Source organism: Sedimentitalea xiamensis (assembly GCF_030164465.1).
In the GTDB taxonomy this organism is placed as follows: domain Bacteria; phylum Pseudomonadota; class Alphaproteobacteria; order Rhodobacterales; family Rhodobacteraceae; genus Sedimentitalea; species Sedimentitalea xiamensis.
This window is the reverse complement of record NZ_JASNJE010000011.1, coordinates 59,488-73,249: the sequence shown is the minus strand read 5'-3', so window position 1 is coordinate 73,249 and position 13,762 is coordinate 59,488. Positions and strand designations below refer to the sequence as shown.

At 62.5% G+C, this 13,762-nt stretch carries 16 protein-coding genes; 3 read left to right on the top strand and 13 right to left on the bottom strand.

Annotation, left to right across the window (positions count from 1 at the left end; genetic code table 11):
* Positions 1–355: 355 nt before the first annotated feature.
* The 6 genes from ubiV to QO034_RS10935 all read right to left on the bottom strand — a co-directional run bounded on the left by ubiV (position 356) and on the right by QO034_RS10935 (position 4,412).
* Entirely contained in the window at positions 356–1,267 is a 912-nt protein-coding gene (gene ubiV / locus QO034_RS10960) for a ubiquinone anaerobic biosynthesis protein UbiV (protein WP_284485574.1), read from the bottom strand.
* Between the two features lie 5 nt (positions 1,268–1,272).
* A complete protein-coding gene (gene ubiU, locus QO034_RS10955) occupies positions 1,273–2,271 on the bottom strand; it encodes a ubiquinone anaerobic biosynthesis protein UbiU (protein WP_284485573.1) in 999 nt (332 codons plus the stop codon).
* A 19-nt stretch (positions 2,272–2,290) separates the two neighbouring features.
* The gene (ubiT, locus tag QO034_RS10950; RefSeq protein ID WP_284485572.1) at positions 2,291–2,797 is read right to left on the bottom strand and encodes a ubiquinone anaerobic biosynthesis accessory factor UbiT; all 507 of its coding nucleotides are present in this window, start codon (positions 2,795–2,797) and stop codon (positions 2,291–2,293) included.
* A 79-nt stretch (positions 2,798–2,876) separates the two neighbouring features.
* The gene (locus tag QO034_RS10945) at positions 2,877–3,383 is read right to left on the bottom strand and encodes a hemerythrin domain-containing protein (RefSeq protein ID WP_284485571.1); all 507 of its coding nucleotides are present in this window, start codon (positions 3,381–3,383) and stop codon (positions 2,877–2,879) included.
* Positions 3,384–3,917: a DUF2478 domain-containing protein gene (locus QO034_RS10940; RefSeq protein WP_284485570.1), complete on the bottom strand. Its 534-nt coding sequence runs from the start codon at positions 3,915–3,917 to the stop codon at positions 3,384–3,386.
* A 15-nt stretch (positions 3,918–3,932) separates the two neighbouring features.
* On the bottom strand, positions 3,933–4,412 hold the full coding sequence (locus QO034_RS10935) for a hemerythrin domain-containing protein (protein ID WP_284485569.1): 480 nt from the start codon (positions 4,410–4,412) through the stop codon (positions 3,933–3,935).
* 106 nt (positions 4,413–4,518) lie between these two features.
* On the opposite strand from QO034_RS10935, the gene QO034_RS10930 reads away from it, so the two are divergent.
* Positions 4,519–4,932 (top strand): Rrf2 family transcriptional regulator, encoded by a 414-nt coding sequence (locus QO034_RS10930; protein ID WP_284485568.1) that lies wholly within the window; start codon positions 4,519–4,521, stop codon positions 4,930–4,932.
* 13 nt (positions 4,933–4,945) lie between these two features.
* Here QO034_RS10930 and QO034_RS10925 read toward each other — a convergent pair whose 3' ends face one another.
* Complete coding sequence (locus tag QO034_RS10925; RefSeq protein ID WP_284485567.1) at positions 4,946–5,086, bottom strand: hypothetical protein; 141 nt, start codon at positions 5,084–5,086, stop codon at positions 4,946–4,948.
* Positions 5,087–5,262: 176 nt separating this feature from the next.
* On the opposite strand from QO034_RS10925, the gene QO034_RS10920 reads away from it, so the two are divergent.
* Both QO034_RS10920 and QO034_RS10915 read left to right on the top strand, forming a co-directional pair.
* Entirely contained in the window at positions 5,263–5,970 is a 708-nt protein-coding gene (locus QO034_RS10920) for a maleate cis-trans isomerase family protein (RefSeq protein WP_284485566.1), read from the top strand.
* Positions 5,971–6,050: 80 nt separating this feature from the next.
* On the top strand, positions 6,051–6,797 hold the full coding sequence (locus tag QO034_RS10915; protein ID WP_284485565.1) for a GntR family transcriptional regulator: 747 nt from the start codon (positions 6,051–6,053) through the stop codon (positions 6,795–6,797).
* Here the strand turns inward: QO034_RS10915 and hydA are convergent.
* From hydA to QO034_RS10885, 6 genes are all read right to left on the bottom strand, one after another.
* The gene (gene hydA, locus QO034_RS10910) at positions 6,794–8,209 is read right to left on the bottom strand and encodes a dihydropyrimidinase (protein ID WP_284485564.1); all 1,416 of its coding nucleotides are present in this window, start codon (positions 8,207–8,209) and stop codon (positions 6,794–6,796) included. The two genes, QO034_RS10915 and hydA, sit on opposite strands and share 4 nt — an antisense overlap.
* Positions 8,196–9,749, bottom strand: coding sequence for an amidohydrolase family protein (locus QO034_RS10905; protein ID WP_284485563.1), 1,554 nt, complete (start codon positions 9,747–9,749; stop codon positions 8,196–8,198). The genes hydA and QO034_RS10905 overlap by 14 nt, the downstream gene beginning before the upstream one ends.
* An 83-nt stretch (positions 9,750–9,832) precedes the next feature.
* On the bottom strand, positions 9,833–10,786 hold the full coding sequence (locus QO034_RS10900) for a Bug family tripartite tricarboxylate transporter substrate binding protein (protein WP_284485562.1): 954 nt from the start codon (positions 10,784–10,786) through the stop codon (positions 9,833–9,835).
* Positions 10,787–10,807: 21 nt separating this feature from the next.
* Positions 10,808–12,307 carry a tripartite tricarboxylate transporter permease gene (locus QO034_RS10895; protein WP_284485561.1) on the bottom strand — a complete coding sequence of 500 codons (1,500 nt, stop codon included), beginning with the start codon at positions 12,305–12,307 and terminating at the stop codon, positions 10,808–10,810.
* A gap of 2 nt (positions 12,308–12,309) precedes the next feature.
* A complete protein-coding gene (locus tag QO034_RS10890) occupies positions 12,310–12,789 on the bottom strand; it encodes a tripartite tricarboxylate transporter TctB family protein (RefSeq protein WP_284485560.1) in 480 nt (159 codons plus the stop codon).
* Positions 12,790–13,254: 465 nt separating this feature from the next.
* Complete coding sequence (locus tag QO034_RS10885) at positions 13,255–13,680, bottom strand: GlcG/HbpS family heme-binding protein (RefSeq protein WP_284485559.1); 426 nt, start codon at positions 13,678–13,680, stop codon at positions 13,255–13,257.
* Positions 13,681–13,762: the final 82 nt, after the last annotated feature.

Here is a 13,762-nt window from a genome sequence, read left to right as displayed (position 1 = left end):
AGGCGTGTCTTGAGGTGCGGGCCTTTGAAACGCTTGCAGAAAAATCGCCGCAAAGCATGCAATCCATTGGCAGTTCCTTTTTCCGCGCCCATCGGCATGCCGCCTCGGGAAAAGGGGGCGAAGATCACGCCTTCGGCCCTTTTCGCGGCGGATTGCGCGCCAGGATCAATGCATTGGCCGATCGCCGTGGCCTGCCGGCGGCGATCAGGTTCTCACCGGGGCGGGCCTCGGACAAGGCCGCAGTGAGCGACCGGCTTGCCGCCCATCCCACGCCTGGCGGCAGGAGGCACATCCCGACGCAGCCGGTTGGGAAAGCGCAGCGGCCCGATACGTCCTGTGACCGGCCCTTCCCCGATCAGACCGCCGCGGCTGCGGCTATGCGCCGATACCCTGCCTGACCGTGATAGAACCCGTTGGAAAACGAAGTCCCGCCGCAAAGTTCGCGCAGCGCGGCTTCCGCCGCGTCCAAGCCACGGGTGCTATCCAGAGCATCCCGGAAGACGGTGGCCACCGCCACCATATCAATCGCTTGCGGCATCAGCCGCAGATGGGTGATGCCGCAAGCGATCATTTGTCCGGCTTCAGGCATCAGGTCCATGTAGCTTTCCGACTGGGTCTGAATGCCATTCACGCGAAGGATCGGGCGGTCGTCGGTGGTGCGCAATGGCATGCCGTCGGCATCTTCCTCGCAGACGAACTGGCAGTTGTCCTTGGTCCGGCCATGGGCGCGCGCGTGGTAGCACCGTGCTGACACCGCGAGCGAAACACGGCCGAATACCTGGACTTCCACCCCCAACCCAAGGTCGCGCGCCGCCGCCGCGGCCACGGCAATCGCCGGACCCGGCATTTCGGCAGGCAAACAGACATGTGTCGCGCCCTGAGCGGCCATCCAGGCGATTGTCGCCTCGTTATACGCGTTCATGAAGGGGCCGATGCGGTGCGGGCGTTTCCCCCGCGCGAACAGGCCCGCGGCATTGTTGATCTCGATTTCCGGGCTATCCATGCTGGCGAGATCGGCGGTCGCCTTGCGTTCGCGTTTCAACATGACCTCGGCCAGAGACGACAGGATCACCGTCTTGCCGCCGCGCTCCAGCCGCTCGATCGTGGCGGGCAGATCGCCCTCGTGGAAGGGCGCACGCTTGGAGCAGATCACCTCGCCCAGATAGACTTCGTCGACCGGCGCTTCGTCGGCGATACGGGCGTAGAAGTCCCGCCGCGTTTCGGCGGACCAGTGATAGGCGATGGGGCCAAGGGTCAGTTTCGTCATGTCGCTCACCGCCATTTCTTTGTCTCGAACGCGCCCTGGGTCTGTTTCTGCCCCTCGGTAAGGGCAACCAGGTCGGCGATATTCGCCGCGCGTCCCGCGCGAATGTCGTCCACGGCCTGCCGGAAGGTCGAAACCACGCCGCGGACATAGCTCTTGGACCGCTGGCGCCCTTCGATCTTGAACGCATGCACTCCGGCGTCGATCAGGTCGGGGAGCAGCCGGGAGAGGTTCAGGCTGATCGGCTCCTCGAAGGCATAATAGCCCTCGGGCCGGTGCGATGCCGTGTAGCGGCCCTTGCAGATCGTCGGGTAGCCTGCCTTTTCGTCGGACCCGAAGCAGTCGATGGTGAAACCGGCGAGTTGCGAGGACATCGATCCGTCCTCGTGGCGTTTGTATTCCACGTCCGAGGCCGGAGAGCACACCCCGTCCATGTTGGTCGATTGCCCGGTCAGGTAGTTGGTCAGGCTGCATCGGCCCTCGACCATCAATCCATGATTGCCGAAAATGAAAGTCTCGATCTCGCAGGGGATTTCCTTGCGGATCTCGCGGATCTCGGGGATCGTCAGGATGCGCGGCAGCACAACGCGCTTCACACCGAAATTCTCGCAATAATACCGGATCGCTTCGGGACTGGAAGCAGCGGCCTGAACCGACAGGTGCAGGCGAGATCCCGGATGGGAACGCGCGATGTAGTCGGCCACGCCCATATCCGCGACGATGAAGGCATCCACCCCAAGCCGCGCGCCGGTATCGGCGGCCTGCCGCCACAGATCGACCTTGCCCGCAGGCGGGTAGGTGTTCAGCGCCAGCAACACCTTGGCGCCCCTTTCATGCGCATAGACGACCGAGGCGGCCAGTTCGTCGGGGGTGAAGTTCAGGCCGGGAAAATTGCGCGCATTGGTGGCATCCTGAAAGCCGCAATAAACCGCATCGGCGCCGGCATCGACGGCGGTGCGCAGGGCGGCCGGCGTACCGGCCGGGCAGATCAGTTCGGCTAGGCTCATGGGGCGGGATATCCTTTCTTCACGTTGGATAGGCGCGTCGCAGCCTTGCCAGAATGGCGCGGCCGGCGGGGCCGAACATCTCGGCGGTTTCCTCGGCAATGGACCCATCGACATCGTCGAGCGCATTGCGAAGCCGCACCACGGCTTCGGTATCGCCCGTTACCTCCAGGTCGCGGGAAAAGAACGCGGCATCGCCATCCTCTTCGGAGTCGATCAACTCCAGAAGCAACATGAACTTCCCCCGGATTGTGGCGCCGGCCTCGGGTGCCGCATCGCGCGGGACAGCCCGGAAGAGCAGCGCTTGCGGATCTGGCCGCAGGTGCAGGGCAAATGGCAGTTCCACCGGATCGATCACGAAATCGGTCCCCTGATGTGGCCCGAGCCGCGCGAAGAGTGACGGATGCTGCCTTGCGATACGCCGGACCACGCGGTTCAGGACCGGTTGCACGATCAAGCAGGACAGCCGGGCGAGGACGGGCATAGCCGGGCCGGTGGCGCGGAAGAATGTATCGGGGCTTGCGCTCATGACTTAGGCATTCGAATTGCACGCGCGGCAGATCCGGGTCCGGACGGCCTGGGCGGTATGACAGAAGGGATTGAGTGGGTCATCGCCGAACCGTTTCATGTCCGGGCGATTGCATTTCCGTTTCGAACCGCGGAAAGAGCACCTCGTTCTCGAGGTATCTGTGTTCGTCGAGATCTTCCGCCAGTTTGCCGAGCCCGGCATAGAGCCTGCGCCAGGATCCGCAGGCGTCGGGCGGCAGACGGAATCCGTGCGTAATGGCCGCGATCCGGTTCAGCGCGGTCTCGTGGTCCGCGTGGTCATGGCGCAAGCGGGCGAATGCATCTTGCACCTGCCCGAAATTCCCCTCTTTCAACGCGGGAAAGACAACCGCTTCCTCCTGATGAATATGTGCCTCGAGACGCCGGGTGACGGCTTGCAGTGCCTGCGTAAGGCCGTGCGGTGCATCGACGTCGTCTGCGTGTCGGGTTTCCACCTTGCGGGCCAGCCTGACGAGTTCCGGCAGTTCCTGCCTGTGGGCCTTGAGGAAACGCTCCCGGATGTAGGTCATCAGCGCCGGCGTCGGCATTTCGGTATCTGTGAACAGCATTCACACCTCTTCGAAAATGGTGGGGTGCGGCCGGACGGCCGTTCGGCACCAGTTGAGGATTGCCGCCTCTTCGGGCGGCAGCGCCGTTTCCATCCCATCGGCAAAACGTTCGAAGGCGCAGCGGTGGGTGTCGGTCAACCCCGTCAGAACCGGCACCCCTCGGCCAAGCGCCTCGGCGATCAGGGTGCGGAACCCGCGCCCTTCGGCCTCGCTCAGGCCAAACTTGTTCAGCACGATCAGATCGGCCCCCTCCGCGGCCAGGCGTGCGGCAGAAAGGCCGACGCCATCCTCAAGCGCAGCGGCGTCCATCCGGCAGGCGCTCGATCCGGTGCCCAGATCCTGCATGATCCGAACCACCGGCCCATCCGGCAACAACCACAAATCGCTGTTGCAGTGGATGTTTGCCCCATCCTGTCCGGTGGCCTTAAGAGCGCCGAGAACCTTGAAACCGTCTTTGCGCAATTGCGCGACCACGGCCTCCAATAGGCGGTCGGTTTCCCCACGCTCCTCCGCCGAAACCGTCGCAAGACGCATGACCTTTGCCTTTCCTCAGCCCTGTTCGAAGCGCGGGAAAAGCACGTCGTTTTCCAGCGCGACATGCGCGGTCAGATCATCGAGGAACTTATCCGTTCCGGCATAGAGCGCGCGCCAGGACCCGCAGGCGTGATCGGGAGGCGTCAGGTTGTCGGTCATTTCGCGGATCTGCTCTATGCCTTCGGCGTGATCGTCATGGTCGGCGCGCATGACTGCGAGGGGATGCTCGATGCCTGGTCTCCCGCCCGCGCGCATCGCCGGGAAAAGGATCATCTCTTCCTTCGCCATGTGTTCCTCCATTTCGCGGCCGAGGGCGGTCAAGGCTTCCGCCAGACCTTTCGGCGACTGCGGATCCCCGGCATGCACCGTGCCGACTCTTTCGGCGAGTTCGATCAGGCCGGGCAGCTCGGAACGGTGGGTCTGGTGGTAGCGCGACAGGATATGATCGATCAAAGCGTCCGTTTCTGTCGGGGCTTCGGCGGTGGTGGCTGTCATGGCAAAGCTCCCGGAGATTGAGGATTCTTTCGAGTCAATTGGCATTTGATTTACGGATTACACTTGTGTAATGCGCATTGTAAATACCAAATCATGGAGTTACCTTTTGCGCCTTACGTCCTTCACCGATTTCGGGCTGCGTGTCCTCATGCGGATGGCGGGTTCGCCCGACCAGCCATTCACCACGGCGGAATTGGCCGAAGAGTTCCGTGTGTCGCGCAATCACTTGGCCAAGGTGATCTCGTCGCTGTCGGCCATCGGCTATCTGGATACTCGCCGCGGCGGCGGCGGCGGTGCGATGCTCGCGCGGCGCCCCGAGGACATTCGGTTGGGCGATGTCGTTGCCTATCTCGAGGCAGATCAGGCGCTGGTCGAGTGTTTCCTGCCTGGCGGCGTCGCATGCACCCTGACGCCGCACTGCCGTCTGAAAGCGCGGCTGGCCGACGCCGAAGCCGCCTTCCTTGCGGATCTCAACCGCAGTTCTCTGGCGGATTGTGTCTATCGCCCGATTGAAGCGTGACGCGCCGCCAGGGTCATGACGGCAAGCGTAGCGCCATCGTCAACACGGTGCGCGTCTCGAATGCGGCGCAGAAGAAACCCGCCGCGGTGTTGAACCGCGGCGCGAAGGGGACGACCGCTCCCATGTCGGCTGCACCGAAGACCATCATCACCAAGGCAGGTGTCCTGGACACCAGGGGCGCCTCATCTCGCATGTCAGCGCGATGTGTTTCCTGGGCGTGGGATATTGAACAAGCCAAACCATCTATATATTGTATTCATTATTATATTAAAAGCAGCACGTCACCGGAGGCCGGGAAACCGAAAGAAGATGGATCAGAGAAACAGGACATTGATCGGCGTTCTGACGCCGTCTTCGAACACCGTGCTGGAACCGCTGACAAGCGCAATCATGTCTGATGTTCCGAACGCGAGCGCGCATTTCTCTCGTTTTCGGGTCAAAGAAATTTCGCTGAGCGACAAATCCAATGAACAGTTCCGAATTGAGCCCCAGATGATTGCCGCGGACCTTTTGGCAGACGCCTGTGTAAACTCCATTGTGTGGAGCGGCACTTCGGCAAGCTGGCTGGGTTTCGAAAAGGACCGCGAGATGTGTGAGATGATCAAGGACCGGACAGGGATTACGGCGTCTTCCTCGGTGCTGGCGATCAACGAGGCGCTTGAACGGCTCGACGTGGACTCCTTCGGCCTTGTCACGCCCTACGTCGAGGACGTACAGCGGCTGATCGTCGCCAACTACAAGATCGCCGGCTTCGAGTGCCGCGCGGAACGCCACTTGGGTGAAACCGTCAATTTCGCTTTTTCCAACGCGACGCATGACACGGTGCGCCGCCTTGTATATGAGGTTGCAGAGAGCAAGCCCGGTGCGATTGCCATAATGTGCACGAACATGCAGGGCGCAGCGATCGCGCGCGAACTGGAACAGGAAACCGGGATTCCGATCCTGGATTCCACGGCTGCCGCGGTATGGGGCGGCCTCCGCACCGCGGGCCGTGACACCAAGGGCCTGTCGCGCTGGGGATCGATGTTCGACCTTTGATTCGGCTTGGCGACAGCGTCGCCCGGCGGAGCATGAAGAAATTCTCCGGGCATCCCGGTGGAGCGGAATTGGAGGAAGTCATGGCATTGCAGGCACGCCCCACGGTCGCATCTCAGGGTGCAAAGCGCGTCAGAAAGCCCATCAACCGTCAATCGTTGCACGACTACGTGGTGACCCATCTTCGTCAAATGATCGTGTCTGGCACGCTGGCGCCGGGCGACAAGATCGACGTGACTAGGCTTGCCGAGACGCTGGATGTGTCCCTGACCCCGATCCGTGAAGGACTAAAGGTCCTGGCCGGGGAAAAGCTGGTTCAGCTTGTGCCGAACAAAAGCGCGCGGGTGGCCCCGATCACCGTGGAAGACACGGTGAAGCTGTTCGATGTGATCTCCGGGATTGAGGCGCTGGCGGCGGAACTGACCGCATCCCGCATCACGCCGGCCCAACTTGAAAAGCTCGAAGCGCTGCACAGCGACATGCGCGATTTTTCCCGGCGGGGTGAGACGAAGTCCTACTTTGCCCTCAACAAGAAGATCCACGACCTCCTGGTCGAATATTCCGGCAATGAAATCCTGGGCGAGGTCCGCTCGCAGCTGGCCCGCCGGGCTGAGCGGGTGCGCTTCCTTGCGCTGGCGTCGAGTGAACACCGGCTTTCGGCCTTGCAGGATCACGAGGACCTGATGGAGGCCCTGCGCCAGCGCAAGCCGGACGAGGTGCACCGGATCTGGCGCGCGCACCTGATCAGTTCCGGCCAGGAAACCTGCCGGATTCTGGTTCAGATGCGGGCGATGGCGGCTGAGAAAGCGACATCGCAGCACAAGACCTAGACCATCTCGGACCGGGCGCGGGTGCAGTATTCCCCGCCCCCTTTCGCGCCGACGATCTTGTTGTCGCGCACCACGGTGCGACCGCGGCAGATGGTCCGGACGGGCCAGCCCTTGACCTCCAGCCCTTCGTAGGGCGTATAGTCCGAGCCGTGATGCAAAGCGCCTTGCGTAATTGTCTTTTCCATCTCGGGATCCCACAGCACGATATCGGCATCCGCCCCGATCGCGATCGAACCTTTCTTCGGATATAGTCCGTAGATCCGCGCCGGGTTCGTTGCCGTCAGAGCGACGAACCGTTCGGCTGTTATTCGTCCTTTGCTGACCCCTTCCGAGAACAGGATCGGCAGTCGGGTTTCGACGCCGGGAATGCCGTTCGGCACCCACCGGAACGAGGTGCGGGCGTTGGGGTTGTCTTTGCCTGTATTGTTGCGCCCCTGATAACGGAAGGGGGCGTGGTCCGAGCTGAACACGTCGAAGGTGCCGTCCTTGATGCCGCGCCAGATTGCTTCCTGGCTCGCCGAGTCGCGCGGCGGCGGCGAGCAGACGTATTTCGCACCCTCGAAGTCCATGTTCAATCCCTTCAGGTCGTCCATGGTCAGCTGGATGTACTGGGGGCAGGTTTCCGCCAGCACGTTCAGGCCGCGCCGACGTGCCCACTGGATCTGTTCCATTGGATCTTCACCCGAGACATGGACGATCATGATCGGGATCTCGCACAGCTGGGCGTGGCTGATCGCGCGATGGGTCGCCTCACGTTCCGCGATCTGGGAATGGGCGATGCCGTGATAGTAGGGAGCAGTCTTGCCCTCCCGCTCAAGGCGGGCGGCCATGTGCTTGATCGCATCATGCCCTTCGGCGTGCACCATCACCAGCGCCCCCTCGCGCCTGGCGACATCGAAGACTTCCAGCAATTCCCTGTCGGTCAGCATCAGGTCGTCATAGGTCATGAAAACCTTGAACGACGTATACCCGTCCTTCACCAGCGCAGGCAGTTCCTGGCCCAGCACCTGCGGTGTGGGGTCGGAAATGATCATGTGAAAGGATACGTCGATGAAGCAGTTGCCCTCTGCCTTGGCATGATACGCCTTCACGCATTCCCGCAGCGACTTGCCTTTTTCCTGCAATGCGAAGGGCAGAACGGTGGTGTTGCCGCCCGCGGCGGCCGAGCGGGTGCCGGTTTCGAAATCATCCGCCATGACGGTGCCGTCCGATGTGGGCTGTGCGAAATGCACATGGCTGTCGATCCCGCCGGGCATCACCAACAGGCCGGTCGCGTCGATTACCTCATCCGCGCCTTCCATCCCCCTTGAAATCTGCGCGATCCTTCCGTCGCGCACACCGATATCCGCGACAAATCGGTCGGATGCAGTGATGACGGTTCCATTTCGGATGATGAGGTCAAATTCGGGCATGCGGGGTTCTCTCGGCTTCTTTCCGTGGACTGGGTCCGCCCGACAGGCGGGCGGGTATGGTTTCGGGGGGGATCGCGCACGTTTCGCAGCGCGTATAGATCCGTCTGTAGGCTTCCTTGAAACGGTCCGTTTCCTGTTCGGCCTGCTTCAGCAACGGCGCGATTTCCGCGTGACGTTCAAGGATTTCATCTATCAGGGCGGCCTCGTCGATGTTGCTAAGCTTTCCATCGGCCAGGATTTCCTCTCCTGCGACGAAGACCCTGTCGATGGCTGCGCTGTCGGTGGCGAAGACAAGCTGATGCAACAGGTTGTTTGCGGGCACGAAGGAAATGCTGTCCAGGCGGAACACCGTCAGGTCAGCCGAATAACCGGGGCAGACTCGGCCCAGGTCGTCGGCGCGGCCAAGCGCCGTGGCACCGCCGATCGTGCCGGCGTGCCAGGCTTCTTTCGCGCCGACCCATCGTTCGGGTTCCTGATCCGCGACCTTGTTCACCAACGCGGCCATGTTGACGACGCGCATCATGTTCAACGTCTCGGTCGAGCCGCAGCCGTCGCTGCCCAAGCTGACGTTCACCCCGGCATCCAGCAATTGGCGAACCGGCGCGATGCCCGAGCCGAGCTTGAGATTGCTGGTCGGGTTGTGCTGCACGCTGGCTCCGCTGCGCGCGATGGTGTCAATATCCTCGGGCGTCAGCCAGACCGCATGGATCAGGCTGGTCTTGGGCTTCAGGAAGCCAAGGGAATCGAGATGCTGGAACATCGTCTTGCCATACATCCGTTGCGCGGTGACGGCTTGCAGGCGCGTTTCGTGAATGTGGATGTTCACCGGCAGGTCGAATTCATCGGCAAGGGCGCGTGCATCGATCAGGAACGCGTCCGAACATCGCTGTGGCGCCGAGGGGGACACCAGGTAGGACACCCTGTCGGTCGAAGGATGGCGGCTGCGCAGCAATCCACGGACATAGGCCAGCACCTCGTGCGGGGGAGTGGATTTCGTCTGCGACAGGCGCTCCAGCAACTCAGGCGGAAACTCTTCCTCGACAAAGGGGACGGCGCGAAAGAAGGGGCGGTCGAACAGCGAGACGCCGATCAGGGCGCGCAGGCCGATATCCTCGTAAGCGCTGACAGCCGCCTCGACATGCTCGGGCACAAGAACGGGGCTGACGTTCAGATCGTCGACCAGGGTCGTGGTGCCGGTGCGAACTGCCTCGATCGCGCCTATGAGCGTGCGCAGGTAGACATCGCGCGCGGTCAGCGGCAGCGGTGTGACCGGGCGCACGTAGTTCATCCAGAGTTCCAGGGGCAGATTGTCATAGCGCCCCTTGTAGAAATGCTCGTGAGAATGGTGATGGCCGTTGATCAGCCCCGCGGTGACAAGTTTATTCCGGGCATCGACCACCCTGCCCTCTGGCGGGGTCTCGCCAGTCGGCCGCACATCGGCGATGTGCGAGCCGCGCAGGACGATATCGAAGGGTCCGTTCTCCCGCTCGGGGCGGTCGCCGGGAAGAAGCTGACAGCCCACAAGAGTCGTGCTTGGCATGGTCATGTTCCTGTAGTTGCCAGATCGTCGAAACCGAGCCGCGGCAAGGGTTCCCTTGCCGCGGTTTGCGTTGACAAAGCCGGTCAGCCGCCGATGGCGTCATACAGTTCCTTCAGGTCTTTCTGCTCGCGGGCAAGAAGCTCGCCGAAGGCTTCGGCATCAAGATAGCCGACCCGCGAATTGATCGTGTTGATCAGGCGCAGGAATCCTTCGTCCTCGACCAGTTTGCCGAAGGCGTCGCTCATCATCTGGACACGGTCCTCGGGGGTTCCGGCCCTGGCCAGCACGCCGCGCCAGAAGTGCCAGACGATATCCACGCCCGCTTCCTGGCATGTGGGCACGTCGGGCAACTTTTCCCAGCGCTCAAGGTCGGTGGCGCAGATCGCCTTCAGGGTGCCGGCTTCGATATGATCGCCGACCACGCTGGGCGCGCCGGCATAGGCCATGGTGTTGCCCCCCAGCACCTGGGCGATAGCCGGCCCCCCGCCGCCGAACTCGATCCCTTTCATCTGGGTTCCCGTCTTCAGCTTCAGCATCTCGAAGGCGACATAGGTGAAGCCGTTCTTGTTGTCAGAGCTGTAGATGAGCTTGTCGGGGTTTTCCTTGGCATAGGCGATCATCCCGTCCAGGTCGTCGAACGGCGCATCCGCCGCCGCGACGAACACGGCGGGCGAATAGTTTATCCGCGCCACCGGCACGAAGGCGTCGATGTCATAGGGCAGATCCTCGACCTGAGGGCGCAGGGAGTTGATAGTCGGATCCCCGAACAGGACAGAGTAGCCGTCGGCGTCACCCTGGGCCAGTTCGGCGGCAGCGACGACGCCGCCGCCCCCTGCCCGGATGACCGAAATCATCGGCTGGCCGAAATATGCTTCGGCCACCGTGGTGATGATGCCGGCATGCAGCGAGTGTGAGCCGCCCGGCGGGTACGGTGTCACGAACCGGATCGGCTTTTCGGGAAATTCCTCGGCCAGCGTGGCCGACGCGCCGAGCGTTCCGAGAATCGCCCCCAGCGCCAGTCCCTTGATAATGCGCATATTCTTACCTCCTTGTTATGGTTATTCTTCTGCTGTTCTCGCCCGTGCCCGCTTGCGGAGTGTCTGGAAGGCCATCCACGACAGGACAGTCACGAGGAGAAGCACGATGGCCCCGCTGATCGGTCGGCTGACAAAGATCGAGAGGCTGTTGTCGGAAAACACCAGCGATTGGCGCAGGGCGCTTTCCAGTCCGGGCGCAAGCAGCACGGCGATCACCAAGGGCGGGATCGGCACGTCTGTCTTGCGCATCAGGTAGCCGGCGAAACCGCCGCACACCATGATTACGAGGTCAAAGATGCTGGAGTTCACCGCGTAAGCCCCGGCAAAGCACATCACGGTGACCAGCGGGTAAAGGATGCCTGACGGGACCAGCGTGATCTTTCTGAGGTGCCGGATGGCGAAGTAGCCGAAGATCAACAGCAGGATATTGGTCAGGATCAGCAGAACGAACAGACCGTAGACAATGTCACCCGACTTCGTGAACAGAAGCGGCCCCGGCAGCAGGCCCTGCGCCATGAAGGCACCCAGCAGCACGGCAGTGATGGTATCGCCGGGAATGCCGAACACCAGCATCGGGATCAGGGCGGCGGGGCAGACGGCGTTGTTGCCGGCCTCGGCCGCAGCGACGCCTTCGATCGAGCCCTTGCCGAATTCCTCGGGCTTTTTGGAGCCCCGCCTGGCCAGCCCGTAGGAGATCCAGCAGGAGATTTCCGCTCCAAGGCCGGGCAAGGCGCCCAGCACCACGCCGACACCCGAGGAGCGGAGGATCGTCCGCATCGACCCCTTGACATCGAGCCAGCTTGCGCCGCGCTCGTTCCTTTGCTGGCCCACCGCGTCGATCGCTGGTGCGCCGCGTTCGGCCTGAAGAAGGATTTCACTCAGTGCGAACATGCCGATCAGCAGCGGAATGAGGGAGATGCCGCCCATCAGGTCGGGCATTCCGAAGGTGTAGCGCATCTGGCCCGTCATCGGTTCCAGCCCGATGATCGCAAGCCCGATGCCAAGGGCGGTACTGATCAGCCCCTTGGTCAGACTGTCGCCGCTGACCGCGGACACCATGGTCAGCGAGAACAGGAACAGCATGGTGAACTCGGGCGAGCTGAACTTGAGCGCCACGGTCGCCAGCGGTGCGGCGACGAAGATCAGCACCATCGTCGCCAGCATGTCCGCGATGACGGAAGCGTAAAGGCTCATCTCCAATGCGCGCCTGCCCTGTCCCTTCCGGGCCAGTTCATGCCCGTCGAGCGCCGTGGCGGCCGCAGCCGCGGTGCCCGGCGTATTGATCACGATCGCGGGGATGGAACCGCCGTAGATTGCCCCCTTGTAGATGCCGAGCAGGAAAGGAATCCCGATCGTGGCATCAAGGAAGAAGGTGAACGGGCTGAGCACCGCGACCGCCATGGTTGCCGTCAGCCCGGGCAATGCGCCGACAACGATCCCCGCCGCCAGTCCCAAGACGGCGGCGCCGATGCTCAAGGGGGTCATGACAAGGGCCAGACCTTGGGCGATCAGGTCCAGCATGGTCAGAAGATCCCTCCGTGCGGCAGCAAGATCCGCAGCACTTTCTCGAACAGAACGTAGACGCAAAACGGAAATATCAGGGCAGAGGGCAGAATGACCCGCAGGTTCCGGAAGTTGAGCATTGGCGCCATGACAAGGATCAGCACCATGGAGGAAACGACCATCCCGATCATGCGGATGGCAAAGAGATAGACGACCAGGAGAGCCGCGATCGACAAGAGCCGGATGATGCCGATACCGCTCTCGAAGAAGGGAGCGATGCGGTCAGCGTCACGCGGACCCTGAATGGCTTTCTGTGCGCCGAGCGCGATACCGCTGAGGATCAGGAATGCACCGCTGAGGATCGGAAAGAATGCCGGCGAGTCCATGTTCGAAATATCGCCAAGATGCGCACCCGAAATCTGCGCTGGCAACAAGAGCAATATCGCCGTTCCAACCGTGACAGCCGCAACGGCCACGGCCATGTCCGCGCCAAAGCGCATGGCTGTCTCTCCCGGTTGTCTTGGCCGCAGAATCGGCGCGGCTCTTGTTATTGGCCAAATGCTAGCAAAATTTAATATTTAATACAATATTTGATCCAGGCTCGGGACTCGCGACCAGAACATGCGGTCTGGGTTTTGCTCAGCGCGGAGATGAAGAGTTCGCCGCATCTGCCGTAACGGGCTGCGATACGTCGCCAGTCCTTGAGGCGGGCGAAGAGGTTCTTGATTCCGTGCCGCCGCTTGCAGAAATCTCGGTTGTGGCTGGCCGGGCTCTCGCGTCCGCGCCGCGCCGGAAGGCAAGCCGCGTCGCTCATCTGCCCGGGCAAGGAAAAGATCCGCAGCCCCCCTTCCGCCGCAGACCGGGTTCAGATCGGAGTTTTATCCGCCGTTCGTTCGAGCCATGGCGCGCGACCGCGGCCCTGCCGTTTTCGCCAGCGGCCCGCTACGTCCGGGGCTCCGCTCCGATCAGATCTCGCCGGTCAGACCGGCCGCCTCGATCCCGGCCATAGCCGCGATGGCGTCGTTGTCCGAGGTGTCGCCGGTCACACCGACCGCGCCGACCACGGCGCCTTTCCTGTCGCGCACGAGGACGCCGCCGGGCACCGGAACGAACTGGCCGTTGAACAGCCCGTTCATCGCGCCGATGAAATAGGCCTGCTGTTCGGCACGCGCCATCTGCGCAGTGCCGGCCATGCCCAGCATGACCGACCCGAAAGCCTTGCCATGGGCCACCGCGAAACGCCCCGGCGCCGCGCCGTCCTCGCGCTCGAACGCCTGCACATGGCCACCCGCATCGACCACCACCACCGACATCGGTTTCAGCTCCATTTCTCGCGCCTTTTCCAGCGCCTTGCGTATGATGGTGCGCGCCTTGCGCAATGAAATCGTCATGTCCGCCTCTTTCCCTGTCTCAAAATGACCTGATGGGGCCGGAAACGCGAAACCTCCGGCCCCTTCGTTCCGACCCGGCGCG